This is a genomic window from Kitasatospora sp. NPDC051170 (assembly GCF_044455705.1).
Taxonomy (GTDB): Bacteria; Actinomycetota; Actinomycetes; order Streptomycetales; family Streptomycetaceae; genus Kitasatospora.
Genome location: NZ_JBITFA010000022.1, coordinates 96,799 through 111,586 on the forward strand (window position 1 = coordinate 96,799; position 14,788 = coordinate 111,586).

9 protein-coding genes and 1 pseudogene are annotated in these 14,788 nt (G+C 73.5%); 8 read left to right on the forward strand and 2 right to left on the reverse strand.

What is annotated here, in order from left to right:
- The first annotated feature begins 48 nt into the window (after positions 1-48).
- The 4 genes from ilvC (at position 49) to ACIBCA_RS33910 (ending at position 6,937) form a co-directional block, all read left to right on the forward strand.
- Entirely contained in the window at positions 49-1,047 is a 999-nt protein-coding gene (gene ilvC, locus ACIBCA_RS33895; RefSeq protein ID WP_396286931.1) for a ketol-acid reductoisomerase, read from the forward strand.
- Between the two features lie 249 nt (positions 1,048-1,296).
- Complete coding sequence (gene serA, locus ACIBCA_RS33900) at positions 1,297-2,877, forward strand: phosphoglycerate dehydrogenase (protein ID WP_396286944.1); 1,581 nt, start codon at positions 1,297-1,299, stop codon at positions 2,875-2,877.
- 290 nt (positions 2,878-3,167) lie between these two features.
- Positions 3,168-3,332 carry a hypothetical protein gene (locus tag ACIBCA_RS33905; protein WP_396286932.1) on the forward strand — a complete coding sequence of 55 codons (165 nt, stop codon included), beginning with the start codon at positions 3,168-3,170 and terminating at the stop codon, positions 3,330-3,332.
- A 260-nt stretch (positions 3,333-3,592) separates the two neighbouring features.
- Positions 3,593-6,937 carry a S8 family serine peptidase gene (locus ACIBCA_RS33910; RefSeq protein WP_396286933.1) on the forward strand — a complete coding sequence of 1,115 codons (3,345 nt, stop codon included), beginning with the start codon at positions 3,593-3,595 and terminating at the stop codon, positions 6,935-6,937.
- Positions 6,938-6,967: 30 nt separating this feature from the next.
- On the opposite strand, the gene ACIBCA_RS33915 is transcribed toward ACIBCA_RS33910, so the two are convergent.
- Complete coding sequence (locus ACIBCA_RS33915; protein ID WP_396286934.1) at positions 6,968-9,415, reverse strand: YfhO family protein; 2,448 nt, start codon at positions 9,413-9,415, stop codon at positions 6,968-6,970.
- 257 nt (positions 9,416-9,672) lie between these two features.
- Here ACIBCA_RS33915 and ACIBCA_RS33920 point away from each other — a divergent pair, with 257 nt between their 5' ends.
- The 4 genes from ACIBCA_RS33920 to cimA all read left to right on the forward strand — a co-directional run bounded on the left by ACIBCA_RS33920 (position 9,673) and on the right by cimA (position 14,629).
- Positions 9,673-10,239 carry a Uma2 family endonuclease gene (locus tag ACIBCA_RS33920; protein ID WP_396286935.1) on the forward strand — a complete coding sequence of 189 codons (567 nt, stop codon included), beginning with the start codon at positions 9,673-9,675 and terminating at the stop codon, positions 10,237-10,239.
- A 59-nt stretch (positions 10,240-10,298) separates the two neighbouring features.
- The gene (locus ACIBCA_RS33925) at positions 10,299-11,336 is read left to right on the forward strand and encodes a 3-isopropylmalate dehydrogenase (protein WP_396286936.1); all 1,038 of its coding nucleotides are present in this window, start codon (positions 10,299-10,301) and stop codon (positions 11,334-11,336) included.
- A 216-nt stretch (positions 11,337-11,552) separates the two neighbouring features.
- The gene (locus ACIBCA_RS33930; RefSeq protein WP_396286937.1) at positions 11,553-12,665 is read left to right on the forward strand and encodes a branched-chain amino acid aminotransferase; all 1,113 of its coding nucleotides are present in this window, start codon (positions 11,553-11,555) and stop codon (positions 12,663-12,665) included.
- 359 nt (positions 12,666-13,024) lie between these two features.
- Entirely contained in the window at positions 13,025-14,629 is a 1,605-nt protein-coding gene (cimA, locus tag ACIBCA_RS33935; protein WP_396286938.1) for a citramalate synthase, read from the forward strand.
- A gap of 64 nt (positions 14,630-14,693) precedes the next feature.
- On the opposite strand, the pseudogene ACIBCA_RS33940 reads toward cimA, so the two are convergent.
- Positions 14,694-14,788, reverse strand: a pseudogene (locus tag ACIBCA_RS33940) (ATP-binding protein); the annotation flags it as partial.

The following is a 14,788-nucleotide window of genomic DNA, read 5'->3' on the forward strand; positions in this document are numbered from 1 at the left end:
ACCTACGGTGGAACCCCCGGCAACCATCACGCAAGGAGATGTGCCCCCGTGGCCGAGCTGTTCTACGAAGACGACGCCGACCTGTCCATCATCCAGGGCCGCAAGGTCGCGGTCATCGGCTACGGCAGCCAGGGCCACGCCCACGCGCTGTCCCTGCGCGACTCGGGTGCGGACGTCCGCGTCGGCCTGAAGCCGGAGTCCAAGTCCCGCGCCAAGGCCGAGGAGGCGGGCCTGCGCGTCGTCACCCCCGCCGAGGCCGCGGCCGAGGCCGACGTCATCATGATCCTCGTCCCGGACCCGATCCAGTCCGACGTGTACGAGGCGGACATCGCCCCGCACCTGAAGGCCGGCGACGCCCTGTTCTTCGGCCACGGCCTGAACATCCGCTTCGGCTTCATCAAGCCCCCGGCGGACGTCGACGTCTGCATGGTCGCCCCGAAGGGCCCGGGCCACCTGGTCCGCCGCCAGTACGAGGAGGGTCGCGGCGTCCCCGCGATCGTCGCCGTCGAGCAGGACGCGACCGGCAACGCCTTCGCCCTGGCGCTGTCCTACGCCAAGGGCCTGGGCGCCACCAAGGCCGGCGTCATCAAGACCACCTTCACCGAGGAGACCGAGACCGACCTGTTCGGCGAGCAGGCCGTCCTCTGCGGTGGCACCGCCGCCCTGGTGAAGGCCGGTTTCGAGACCCTGGTCGAGGCCGGCTACCAGCCGGAGATCGCCTACTTCGAGTGCCTGCACGAGCTGAAGCTCATCGTCGACCTGATGTACGAGGGCGGCCTGGAGAAGATGCGCTGGTCGGTCTCCGAGACCGCCGAGTGGGGCGACTACGTCACCGGCCCGCGCATCATCACGGCCGACACCAAGGCCGAGATGAAGAAGGTCCTCGCCGAGATCCAGGACGGCACCTTCGCCAACACCTGGATCGCGGAGTACAAGGCCGGTCTGCCCAAGTACAACGAGTACAAGAAGGCCGACGAGGACCACCTGCTGGAGACCACCGGCAAGAAGCTGCGCTCGCTGATGAGCTGGGTCAACGAGAAGGCCTGAATCTCAAGATCCGCGAGGACGTAGATTCCGTAACGCCCTTGTACAAGTAGGCTGCTCCCGTCCGGGTGATTTCGCCGGACGGGAGCAGCCGGGTATCCAGCCCGTCGATACACTCCGAGTGCGCGTCAGGCCCACAGCGTCGTGCGTCTACCTACGCGGCATGCCACCTTCCCCCGCCCTCCACGCCACCTACGTGCCCGGGGGAACCGGACAGTTAAGGACCCCACTGTCGTGAGCACTGCTTCAACTGTGAAGACCGGCGTTGTACTGATCGCCGAAGAGCTGTCGCCCGCCACGGTGGACGCGCTCGGCCCCGACTTCGAGATCCGCCACTGCAACGGCGCCGACCGCACCGAGCTCCTCGGCGCGATCGCCGACGTGGACGCGATCCTGATCCGCTCCGCCACCAAGGTGGACGCCGAGGCGCTGGCCGCCGCCCGCAAGCTCAAGGTCGTCGCCCGGGCCGGCGTCGGTCTGGACAACGTGGACGTGGCCGCCGCCACCAAGGCCGGCGTGATGGTCGTCAACGCGCCGACCTCCAACATCGTCACCGCCGCCGAACTCGCCTGCGGCCTGCTGATCTCCGTCGCCCGCAACATCGCCCCGGCCAACGCGGCGCTCAAGCAGGGCGAGTGGAAGCGCAACAAGTACACCGGCGTCGAGCTGAGCGAGAAGACCCTCGGCGTCGTCGGCCTCGGCCGCATCGGCGTGCTGGTCGCCCAGCGCATGTCCGCGTTCGGCATGAAGATCGTCGCGTACGACCCCTACATCCAGGCCGCCCGCGCCGCGCAGATGGGCGTCAAGCTCGTCTCGCTGGAGGAGCTGCTGGAGGTCTCGGACTTCATCACCGTCCACCTCCCCAAGACCCCCGAGACCATCGGCCTGATCGGCGACGAGGCGCTGCACAAGGTCAAGCCGACCGTGCGCATCGTCAACGCCGCGCGCGGCGGGATCGTGGACGAGGAGGCGCTCGCCTCGGCCCTGCGCGAGGGCCGCGTGGCCGGTGCGGGCCTGGACGTCTACGCCAAGGAGCCGTGCACCGACTCCCCGCTGTTCGGCTTCGACAACGTGGTCGCCACCCCGCACCTGGGCGCCTCCACCGACGAGGCGCAGGAGAAGGCCGGCATCGCCGTCGCCAAGTCGGTGCGCCTGGCGCTCGCCGGCGAGCTGGTGCCGGACGCCGTCAACGTCCAGGGCGGCGTGATCGCCGAGGACGTGCGCCCGGGCCTGCCGCTGGCCGAGAAGCTCGGCCGGATCTTCACCGCGCTGGCCGGCGAGGTGGCCGTCCGCCTCGACGTCGAGGTGCGCGGCGAGATCACCCAGCACGACGTGAAGGTGCTCGAACTGTCCGCGCTCAAGGGCGTGTTCGAGGACGTCGTGGCCGAGACGGTCTCCTACGTCAACGCCCCGCTGTTCGCGCAGGAGCGCGGCGTCGAGGTGCGGCTGACCACCTCCAGCGAGAGCCCCGAGCACCGCAACGTCATCACCGTGCGCGGCACGCTCGCGAACGGTGAGGAGATCGCGATCTCCGGCACGCTGGCCGGCCCGAAGCAGACCCAGAAGATCGTCGGCGTGGACTCCTTCGACGTGGACGTGGCGCTGACCGACCACATGGCCTTCTTCAAGTACGAGGACCGCCCCGGTGTGGTCGGCGTGCTCGGCCGCCACCTCGGCGACGCGGGCGTCAACATCGCCGGCATGCAGGTCGCCCGTGACGGCGGCAGCGCGCTGGCCTCCATCACCGTGGACACCGAGATCCCGCAGGACGTGCTCTCGGCGATCACCGCCGAGATCGGCGCCCGCTTCGCGCGCTCGGTCGACCTGGGCTGATCACGGCAAGGCCCACAGGGCCCGGACTCCCGCTCGCACGGGGGTCCGGGCCCTGTTGCGTGCGGACGGGTGAGTCCCGTCTCAGATACTAGGAAATCCAAGTATCCGTGCAGACACGGCAGAGCCGTGGTCGTACCGTGGAAGAGCCATACGGTGTGCCGCCCCTGTAGCCAGGGCGTGCGGCCCGTGTGCGCGTGCGCCTTCACGGGCAGGCGACCCCTGCCCTCGCGCGTACCCCTCCAGTCTCTTCCGCCGCGCCCTCGGGGCGCGCCGCCTCCAAGGAGCCAGGTATGCCCACCACCGCCGAACGCCGTGTCACCTCGACCCCCGCCGCCACCCCCGTCCGTGCCCCGCGCCGCCGCCGGGCCGCCGAGCGCAACCCCTTCGCCGCCGCCGCGCTCCAGCGCTCGCTGGACCGCCGGGACAACGGCGGCGAGACCGGCCACGGCGCCTGATCGGCCGGGTCTGCGGGTCTCGGGCCGGGTCTGCGGGTTTCGGGCCGGGTCGGGCCGTTCATCGGCCTATTGGGCCTTCCGGGCTGACGGCGTGTCACTCCGTCGAGTGCAACCGCGGTCCATTCGAGGGATGTTGGGCGCCCGCCCCGGCGCGATCATCCTAATTTGGGGCCCCCGGAAGGGTGATCGACGTCCGCGAGGGCGGGCGTCAGCGACCACGGTGTGCGGATCAGTCCCCCGGCCGGGGGAGAGAACCCACAGTGCGCCTGCCACCCCTCGGCCGTCCGCTCCGCCGCCCGCTGGCCAGGATCGGCCTCACCCTCGCCCTGCTCGCCGGGGCCACCGCGCTCGCCGCCGGCCCGGCCTCCGGCGGACCGTCCGCCGCCGGGCCGCCGGGCGGGCGAGGAGCCTCCTCCAGCGTCCTGCTCGAACTCGGCACCGAGGCGGCGGGGCCCGCCTGGCGCCGCGCCGCGGACGGTGCCCGCGGGGCCCGGCGCTCCCCGGAGGCCGTCCGCCGGGAGGCCGCCGACGCCGGGGCCGCCCAGCGGGCCCGGGCCGGCGAGGCGCTCGACCGGCTCTCCGCCGCCGTCCACCGCGCCGCGCCCACCGCCCGTGAGCTCTACCGCACCCGCACCCTGCTCACCGCCCTCGCCGTCGACGCCCCCGCCGACCGGCTCGACGCGCTGCGGGCGCTGCCCGGCGTCCGGGCCGTCCACCCGATCGTCCGCAAGCAGCGCGACAACGCGTACTCCGTGCCGCTCACCGGCGCCCCGCAGGTCTGGGAGGGCGCCGAGGGGAACACCGGCCAGGGCGTGCGGATCGGCATCATCGACAGCGGCATCGACTACACCCACGCCGACTTCGGCGGCCCCGGCACCGAGGAGGCGTTCCGCTCCGTCGAGCGCGGAAAGCCCGCGCCCGCCTCGCTCTTCCCCAACGCCAAGGTGACCGGCGGCAAGGACCTCGTCGGCGACGACTACGACCCCGACCCGGCCTCCCCGCACCACCAGCCCGTCCCGCACCCCAGCGACAACCCGCTCGACTGCGCGCAGAACGGCCACGGCACCCACGTCGCCGGCACCGCCGCCGGGTACGGCGTCACCGCGGACGGGCACCCGTACACCGGCCCCTACCGGAGCGGGCTCGACCCGTCCGGCTTCAAGGTCGGCCCCGGCGCCGCGCCCGGCGCCCGGCTGTACGCGATCCGGGTCTTCGGCTGCGACGGCTCCACCGACCGCCTCGCCCAGGCCCTCGACCTCGCCGCCGACCCCGGCGGCAAGGGGGACCTCTCCGACCGGCTCGACGTCGTCAACCTCTCCCTCGGCAGCCGGTTCGGCAGCCCCGACGATGCCGACGCCCTCGCCGTCGACAAGCTCTCCGCGCTCGGCACCGTCGTCGTCGCGGCCGCCGGCAACGACGGCGACGTGTACGGCATCGGCGGCAGCCCCGGCACCGCCGCCCGGGCCGTCACCGTCGCCGCCTCCGTCCACGGGCACGCCGACGTGGACGGCATCACCGTGCTCGCCCCCGACGCCCTCGCCGGCGTCGTCCCCGGCCACTGGAGCCAGCGCTACCAGGGCTGGGCCACCGCCGAGGTGAGCGGCCGACTCGCCCTGCCCGCCGACCAGTCGGACGGCTGCACCGCGTTCAGCGAGGCCGACCGGGCGCGGCTCACCGGGAGGATCGCGGTGCTCGCCTGGCGCACCCGCGAGTCCGAGCGGCCCTGCAACTCGGGCCCGCGCGCCGACCACGCCGCCGACGCGGGCGCCGTCGGAGCCCTCTACGCCGCCGACAGCGACCACCTCGCCGAGATCTCCGGCAACGACCGCATCCCCGTCGCCCTGCTCGGCCGCGCCGACGGCGACCGGCTGCGCGAGGCGGCCGCCGCCGGGCCCGTCGAGGTCCGGCTCGCCGCCCCCGGCAACACGCTGCACGGCTCCGTCTCCCAGCTCCAGCCCGGCCGGGTCGACACCCTCACCGACTTCACCTCGCGCGGCGTGGGCCTGCCCGGGATCGTCAAGCCCGACCTCGCCGCGCCCGGCGAGACCATCTGGTCCGCCCTGGTCGGCAGCGGCAGCGGCGGCCAGCGCGAGGCCGGTACCTCCATGGCCGCCCCGCACGTCACCGGGCTCGCCGCCCTCGTCCGCGCCGCGCACCCGGACTGGCCGGTGGAGCAGCTCAAGGCCGCGCTGATGAACACCGCCACCGACACCTACGTCGGCGACGGCCGCACCGGGCCGGTCTACGGGCCGGAGCGCACCGGCGCCGGGCGGGCCCGGGTCGACCGGGCCGTCCGGACGCCCGTGGTCGCCTACGCGGCGGGGGAGGGGGCCGCCGAGGGCGCGGTCGGGGTCTCCTTCGGGCCCGTCGAGGTCGGCGGGCCGACCGAGCTCGGGCGGGAGGTCGAGCTGCGCAACTTCGGCGGAGCGGCCGTGGGTTACCGCACCGGGTACGCGGCCGCCACCGAACTGCCCGGCGCCTCCTACCAGGTGACGCCCGAGCGGGTCGACGTACCGGCGGGCGGGACGGCCCGGGTGCGCGTCACGCTGTCCGTGCCGGGGGAGTTGGGGCGCGCGCCCGACCCCACCATCGACACCGAGCAGGGCGGCCGGGCCCGCAGCTACCGGGGCGAACTCTCCGGGCGGGTGCTGTTCAGCCCGGACGACTCCGCCCTGCCCCAGCTGCGGGTGCCCGTCTTCGCCGCGCCCCGCCCGGTGACCGACCTCGGCGCGGGCCCCGCCGCCCGCACCACCCGGGACGGCACCCTCCTCACCCTCGGCGGCAGCTCCGCCCCCGGAAACCGGCCCGGCCTGCTGAGCGCCTTCGCCCTCGGCGGCGAGGGCGCCCGCTGGCCCGACTGCCCGCCCGACAGCGGCGCCGCCGTCGGCCCCGGCGCGGGCATCCGCCCCGAGGACGCGACCGACACCCCCGACCAGCCGAAGGACATCTGCGTCGAGCACCCCGGCGACCGGGCCGCCAACCTGCGGGCCGTCGGCGCCGCGGCCTCCGCCGACCAGCTGTCCGTCGGCGTCCGGCTCTGGGCCGCCGCCCCGACCCCGGTCGGGCTGTACGGCGCCAGGGTCTCGCTGGACACCGACGGGGACGGCGTCACGGACGTGATCCTCAAGGCCGACCGGCTGCGGGGCAGCGACGTGCTCGTCTCCCGCGCGCTCGACGCCCGTACGGGCGCGGAGCTGGACGTGCAGCCGCTCAACACGCGCTGGGGGGACGTGGACACCGGGCTGCTGGACGGCGACGTGCTCGTCCTGCCCGTCCGGCTGAGCGCCCTGCCGGGCGTCGGCCCCGGGCACAGCACCGTCCGCTACGGCGTCTGGACCGGCACCGCGGCCCCCGGCAAGCCGGACCCGGCGCAGTCCTACTCCTCCATCGGCCTGCGCGGCGTCCGGCCGGTCCTGCCGCTGGACGTCCTGCACCCGGCCGTCACCGTGCAGTCCGGCCTCGGCGGCCCCACCGCGGTGGCCGTCCCGGAGGCCCCCGGCGACGTCCTCGAGGTCCACCGGGCGCCGGGGGACACCTCGAAGCTGCTGCTGCTCCACCACCTCAACCCGGCCGCCCGCCGGGCGGAGGTGGTCACCCTGCCCTGACGGGCCGACCGCTTCGGCCTCTCCCGGGCCCTACCCCTCCTCCGACTCCTCCGGTTCCTCCGACGCCGGGCCGCGTTCGCCGTGGTCGCTGCGCTCTCGGCGCTCCCGGCGCTCCCGGCGCGAGGTGCGGGTGGGGCGCCGGGAGAAGCGGGAGAAGGCGGCGACGAGGGCCAGGACGGCCGCGGCGGCGGAGGACACCGTGAGGCCCTCGGTGAGGCCGGGCGGGCGGAACGTGCAGCGGACGTGGTCGGCGCCCCGGCCGAGGGGGACGCCGATCATGCCGAGCACCGGGGTCGGCGCCGCGTACGGGCCGTCGCCGGCCGCGCAGGACCAGCCTTCCGTGGCCGGGACGGACAGCAGCGCCGTGCCCGTCGAGCCCGCCGGGAGCGTGGCGCCGATCGTGTGCCCGCCCGCCTCCACGCGCGTGGCGCCGGTGGCCGCCTGCCGGGCCACCGCCGCCTCCAGCGCCCCCGCCCGCAGGCAGCCGACCGGGCGCGCGGGCACCTGGCTGACCCCGCCGTCCGGGCGCAGCGTCACCCGTACCGTCCCGTCCGCCGGTACGGGCCCCAGCCGGCGGATCGGCTCCGCCGTGGTGGGCTGCTCGCCCTCGCTGCGGTAGGTGGTGCCGAGGCCGCTGACCTCGCCCCGGAACCAGACGCCGTGGAAGTACGCCGTCGAGCCGGGCGTGCAGGCGACCGTGAACACCGTGCCCCCGCCGGCGGCCCCGCCGGTGGCTCCGCCGGTGGCCACGCCCCCGCCCGGCACCGACCAGCCGCTGGTGCCGTGCAGGGTGGGCGCGGGGCCGCCGGCGGGGACGGGCAGCGGGGCGTCGTACACCTGGGCGCCCAGCAGCGACTCCTGCCGGGACCACACCGAGGTGCCGTCCGGCCGGGTGCCCGGCGCCAGCACGGTGACCAGGGGCGGGGCTGGCGCCCGCGCCGGGGTGAAGCCCTGTGGCGGCGGCCCGTCGTCCAGGTGGGCGCGGACACCGAACAGGGCCTGCCCGACGGGGTCGGTGACGCTGCCGGTCTGCCGCCCGCCGGCCGTCCAGCCGGCGCCGAGGTCGTGCAGGAGGTGGGCGGCGACGGTCGGCAGGTAGCCGCTGAAGTAGCCGCCGCCCTGGCCGCCCAGGAGCAGCGGGTCGTTGGTGCCGAAGGCGTGCGGACCGGGGTCGCTGCGCCCCTGCGGCCAGTCGTCGGCGCCCCGGACGGCCGCGTGTCCGGCCCGCACGGCGGCGGGGGAGGGGCCGGGGTCGGGGGCCGCGCCGAGGGCGGAGTACCCGGACCAGACGGCGTTGCCGAGCACCGCGCCGCCGATGACCAAGGTCGCGAGGGCCTCGGCCCGCCGGTCGGCGTGGCGGCGGTCCAGGGTCCACAGCGCGGTCAGCAGGACGGCGCAGCCGACACCCAGCAGCGTCCAGGTCGCGGCGCCCACCGCGTGCCGCGAGGCCGCCAGGCCGGCGATCACCGCGACGAGCGCGGCGCCGCCCAGCAGGGTGAACGCGTCCGGCCGGTGGGAGAGCGAGATCCAGCCGGCCAGCACCAGCAGCCCGCTGAGCGCGAACGCGACCCGGTACGGGCCGCCGGCCGGGATCGCCAGGCCGTGCCAGACCAGGTAGGTCGGCGTCCAGACGAAGGTGAGCACCACCAGCACCAGTGCCGTGCACCAGACGGCGCGCTCGCGCACCCGCACCCGGCGGTTGAAGGGCAGCCCGCAGACCAGCAGCAGGCCCAGCACCCCGATCGCGACGTCCGGCAGCGGCCGCCCGTCGTTGGCGGCGGGCAGCAGCCGGGCCAGGTGCCCGCCGAAGCCGGAGGGGCCGAGCGGCTGCACCGGGGACTCGGGCTGGGCGCCGCGTGCGGCCCGGACGGCGACGAACAGGACGGGCGCGGCGAGGAGCACCCCGGTGGCGGTCATGGTGACGGCCCTGCCGGTCGCCCGGACGCGGTGCCGGAAGGGCAGCGGGGTCGCGAACAGCCGTACGGCGAACAGGAGTCCGGCGACGAGGGTGACCAGCGCGGCGGTGTACAGGTTGCCCGCCCAGGCGAGCGCCACGCACAGCGCGCCGGCCACCCAGTGGCGCTCGCGCAGGCACCAGTCCCCGGCGAGGCCGAGCAGCGGCAGCGAGACCAGGCCCCAGAGCCACATCGGGGCGGCGCCGCCGATGTCCAGCACCCAGGCGCAGAGCCCGTACCCGAGGGCGGCGGCGACGCGCAGCCGGGCCGGGCCGGGGTGCACCCGGCCCAGGAGGTGGGCCATCAGGGCGGTGCCGAGGCCGATGGTGGCCAGGGCGACGAGGAAGACGGCGAGGTGCCCCTGGTCCCGGGGGAGCAAGGTCGTCAGCCACGAGAACGGGTTCATCAGATAGGCGAAGAAGTCCGCCAGGAACGGCACGCCGTAGCCGCTGTTCCAGTTGAACAGCAGGTCCCCGGAGGACTGCCCGTGCACCAGGTCCCACAGGTGCGCGTGGTACGGCACGGCGACCTCCCCGGCCCCCGCCGGCCACCTCCCCCGCAACCCCGCCGCCCCCGCGTACCCCCCGACCGCCAACCCACCCGCACCCCCGCAGACCAGCACCTCCCGCCGCCACCCGACCCCGTTGCGCACCATCCCGCCACCCTAAACGCGCCCCCGGCGCCCCAGCGGTCACGCACGCTCCCTCGAAGGGGTGACGCCCTCGGGGGTTTTGCCGAGTAGCCTGAGAAGGCCGCCAGGATGCCCGTATGGGAGGAACCATGAGCATCGAGCAGTACCCCGACTGGCTTCGTCCGCCGGTCGGTGGATACGTCGCCGAAGACCTGGATCGGCTGCCGGATCTCCCGCCGCACACGGAGCTGCTTGACGGGAGCCTGATCTTCATGAGCGCACAGACGAAGTTCCACATGCGGACACTGCGCAGGTTGGAACGGGCTCTGGAAGGCGCCGTGCCGCCGGGCTGGGAGCTGTGGCGTGAGATGAACGTCAAGCTGGATCGCCGAAACAGGCCCGAGCCCGATCTCCTTGTCGTCGACGAACGCGGCGACACCGGGCCTCGACAGACCTTCTGCGAGGCGGAGGACGTGCTGTTGGCGGTCGAGGTGGTGTCCGATGAATCGCAGGAGCGGGACCGTGACACCAAGCCGCGCAAGTACGCGGCGGCCGGGATCAAGCACTTCTGGCGAGTGGAGAGCGATGAGGAGGGCCGTCCTGTCGTCTACACCTACGAGCTGGACCCGGCCACCCGGTCCTACGGCCTGACCGGCATCTACCACAAGGAGTTGAAGGTCGACCGGCCCTTCCCGGTGGAGATTGACTTGACCTGACCGTCCGGATGGTGGACGACTGATGTCATCACCTGGGACACCGGAGTAGGGTCCGGGACATGTCTCGCACGATTCGTCTCGCAGTTGTCCCGGGTGACGGTATCGGCCAGGAAGTGGTGGCCGAGGGGCTCAAGGTCCTGGGTGCCGTGCTTCCCGCCGATGTGAAGCTGGAGACCACCGAGTACGACCTCGGGGCCCGGCGCTACCACCGCAGTGGGGAGACCCTGCCGGACGACGTGCTGGCGGAGCTGAAGACCCACGACGCGATCCTGCTGGGTGCCATCGGTGACCCGAGCGTGCCGTCGGGGGTGCTGGAGCGGGGGCTGCTGCTGAAGCTGCGGTTCGCGTTCGACCACCACATCAACCTGCGGCCGGGGCGGCTGTTCCCCGGGGTGAAGTCCCCGCTGGCCGGGCAGCCGGAGATCGACTTCGTCGTCGTCCGCGAGGGCACCGAGGGCCCGTACGTCGGCAACGGCGGCACGCTGCGCACCGGGACGCCGCAGGAGGTGGCGACCGAGGTCAGCCTGAACACGGCGTTCGGCATCGAGCGCGTGGTGCGCGACGCGTACCGGCGGGCGCAGGCGCGGCCGCGCAAGAAGCTGACCCTGGTGCACAAGAACAACGTGCTGGTGCACGCCGGACACCTGTGGTCGCGGATCTTCGCCGAGGTCGGCCGGGAGTTCCCCGAGGTCACCACCGACTACCTGCACGTCGACGCGGCGACGATCTTCTTCGTCACCCAGCCCGAGCGCTTCGACGTCATCGTCACCGACAACCTGTTCGGCGACATCCTGACCGACCTGGCCGCCGCCGTGACCGGTGGGATCGGCCTGGCCGCGAGCGGCAACATCAACCCGAGCGGCGAGTTCCCGTCCATGTTCGAGCCGGTGCACGGCTCGGCCCCGGACATCGCCGGCCAGGGCAAGGCCGACCCGACCGCCACCGTGCTGTCCGTCGCCATGCTGCTGGAGCACCTCGGCCTCACCGCCGAGGCCGCGAAGGTGGAGGCGGCCGTCGCGGCGGACCTCGCCGAGCGGTCGGGCACCCGTAGCACCTCCGAGGTCGGCGACGCGCTCGCCGGCCGAGTATCCGGCTAGCGGGCCGGAACCAAGGACAAAGGTTCCGGCCCCCGGGCCGGACCGTATAACCGCAGCTTGCAGCGCTCCAAGGAGCGGGCAACTGTTCGGCACGGCCCTCTGGATGCGAGTATCGACAGTGGGCCGTGCCGCTGTGCGTTCGTTCCGGCTTTCTCTCGCCGTAACGTTCCGGCGGTGGTGGCGGCCCGAACCAACCCCACGGTGAAGGAAGCAGTCATGAGCACGCCCACCCCGGCGCCCATCGCGTTCGATCTCAAGCCCTCCGCCCACCCGCTTCCCGCCGTGGAGCGCGAGGCCCGGATGATCAACCCTGGTTTCGGCCGGGTCTTCACCGACCACATGGTCACCATCCGCTGGACCGAGGGCCGCGGCTGGCACGACGCCCAGCTCGTCCCGTACGCGCCGGTCGAGATGGACCCGGCGAACATGACCCTCCACTACGGCCAGGCGATCTTCGAGGGCCTCAAGGCGTACCGCCAGGCCGACGGCTCCATCGCCACCTTCCGCCCGGAGGCCAACGCCGCCCGTCTCCAGAACTCGGCCCGCCGCCTGGCGATGCCGGAGCTGCCCGTGGAGACCTTCGTCGAGGCCGTGGAGCTGCTCGTCCAGCAGGACCAGGCGTGGGTGCCGAACGAGCCGGAGCAGAGCCTGTACCTGCGCCCGTTCATGTTCGCCACAGAGGTGGGCCTGGGTGTGCGCCCGTCCAACTCCTACCTGTTCATGATCATCGCCTCCCCGGCCGGCGCCTACTTCCAGGGCGGCGTCAAGCCGGTCTCGGTGTGGCTGTCCAAGGAGTACGTCCGGGCCGCGCCCGGCGGCACCGGCGCCGCGAAGTGCGCGGGCAACTACGCCGCCTCGCTGATCGCCCAGGCCCAGGCCGCCGAGAAGGGCTGCGACCAGGTGGTCTGGCTCGACTCCGCCGAGCACAAGTGGGTCGAGGAGATGGGCGGGATGAACCTGTACTTCGTCTTCGGCGAGGGCAAGGACGCGAAGATCGTCACCCCGGAGCTGTCCGGCGCGCTGCTGCCCGGCATCACCCGTGACTCGCTGCTGCGCCTGGCCTCGGACCTCGGCTACGCCGTCGAGGAGCGGAAGATCTCCACCGACGAGTGGCAGCAGGCCGACGCCGACGGCACCCTCACCGAGGTCTTCGCCTGCGGCACCGCCGCCGTCATCACCCCGGTCGGCTCGGTGAAGTCCGCCGCCGCCGACTGGACGGTGGGCACCGGCGAGCCCGGCCCGATCACCATGCAGCTGCGCGAGGCGCTGCTGGCGATCCAGGGCGGCCAGAAGGCCGACACCCACGGCTGGCTGCACAAGATCGTCTGATCCGAGGAATGCCCAAACCGGCTCCGGCCTGCAGCGTTTCGCATCGCGAGACGCGCGGGCCGGATCCCGGGCGGTGTGCCAGACTGCCAGCGTGTCCTCGCTTTCGCTGATTATTAGCAGCAGGCGCGCCGGTCCGCAGTGACCGCTCCGCAGGACCCGATGCGGAGCGACCACCAGCGTCCAGACCCGCGCGCAGACCTCTCGCACCCGCGAGGGGTTTTTTTGTTTCTCCGGACCGGCCGAGAGCCCCCACGAAGGGCTCGGGGACACCGGGGCCGCGCGCGGGATGCTGGACAGTGGAGCCGGGACGAAGTCCCGTAGAGCAGTACGAACCTCCCCGAAACGGAGAACCAGGGGTCATGACCGAGGCCAGCCGCACCGACGACAGTTTCCACCTGTTCGACACCACGCTGCGCGACGGCGCCCAGCGCGAGGGCATCAACCTGACGGTGGCGGACAAGCTGGCCATCGCCCGGCACCTGGACGAGTTCGGGGTCGGCTTCATCGAGGGCGGCTGGCCCGGAGCCAACCCCCGCGACACCGAGTTCTTCGCCCGGGCCGCCGCCGAACTGGAGCTGAGGAACGCCGAGCTGGTCGCCTTCGGCGCCACCCGCCGCGCCGGCGGCAAGGCGGCCGAGGACCCGCAGCTCGCCGCGCTGGTCGCCTCCGGCGCGCCCGTGGTCACCCTGGTCGCCAAGGCGCACGACCGCCACGTCGAACTGGCGCTGCGCACCACGCTGGACGAGAACCTGGAGATGATCCGCGACAGCGTCGAGTTCCTGCGCTCCCGGGACCGGCGGGTGTTCATCGACTGCGAGCACTTCTTCGACGGCTTCAAGGCCAACCGCGAGTACGCCCTCGCCGTGGTCCGCACCGCCCACCAGGCGGGCGCGGACGTCGTGGTGCTCTGCGACACCAACGGCGGGATGCTCCCGGCCGGGGTGCGGGAGATCGTCGCCGAGGTGCTGGCGGCCACCGGCGCCCGGCTCGGCATCCACGCCCAGGACGACACCGGCTGCGCCGTGGCCAACACCCTGGCCGCGGTGGACGCCGGCGCGACCCACGTGCAGTGCACGGCGAACGGCTACGGCGAGCGGGTCGGCAACGCCAACCTGTTCCCGGTGGTCGGCGCGCTGGAGCTCAAGTACGACCGCCGGGTGCTGCCTGAGGGCCGGCTGCCCGAGATGACCCGGATCTCGCACGCCATCGCCGAGCTGGTCAACCTCACCCCCTCCACCCACCAGCCGTACGTCGGCTTCTCGGCCTTCGCCCACAAGGCGGGCCTGCACGCCTCCGCGATCAAGGTCGACCCGGACCTGTACCAGCACACGGACCCCGAACTGGTCGGCAACACCATGCGGATGCTGGTCTCGGACATGGCCGGCCGCGCCTCCGTCGAGCTCAAGGGCAAGGAGCTGGGCTACGACCTCTCCACCGACCGGGACCTCGCCGGGCGGGTGGTCGCCAGGGTCAAGGAGCAGGAGAACCTCGGCTACACCTACGAGTCCGCCGACGCCTCCTTCGAGCTGCTGCTGCGCGACGAGGTGCGCGGCAGCCGGGAGCGCTTCTACACCCTCGAGTCCTGGCGGACCATCAGCGAGCAGGGCCCGCACGGGGTTTCGGGCAACGAGGCGACGGTGAAGCTCTGGGCCAAGGGCGAGCGCCGGATCGCCACCGGCGAGGGCAACGGCCCGGTCAACGCGCTGGACCAGGCCCTGCGCACGGCCCTGGAGGGCATCTACCCGCCGCTGGCCGGCTTCGAGCTGGTGGACTACAAGGTCCGCATCCTGGAGGGCCAGCACGGCACCGGCTCGAAGACCCGGGTGCTGATCGAGTCCACCGACGGCACCTCCACCTGGTCCACCGTGGGGGTGGCGGAGAACGTGATCGCCGCCTCCTGGCTGGCACTCGAGGACGCGTACACCTACGGCCTGATCCGCGCGGGCCTGGAGCCCGCGGAGTAGGAGCCACCAAAGCGTCTGTGGCCCACGGGAGTTGAGCAACTCCCGTGGGCCACAGTTGCGTTCATCATCGCAGTCGGGCGAGGAGGGCGTGTTCGACGAGGGTGATGAGGGCGCTTTTGGCGCTGTCGCGGCGGCGGGCGTCGAGGGTGATGATGGGGG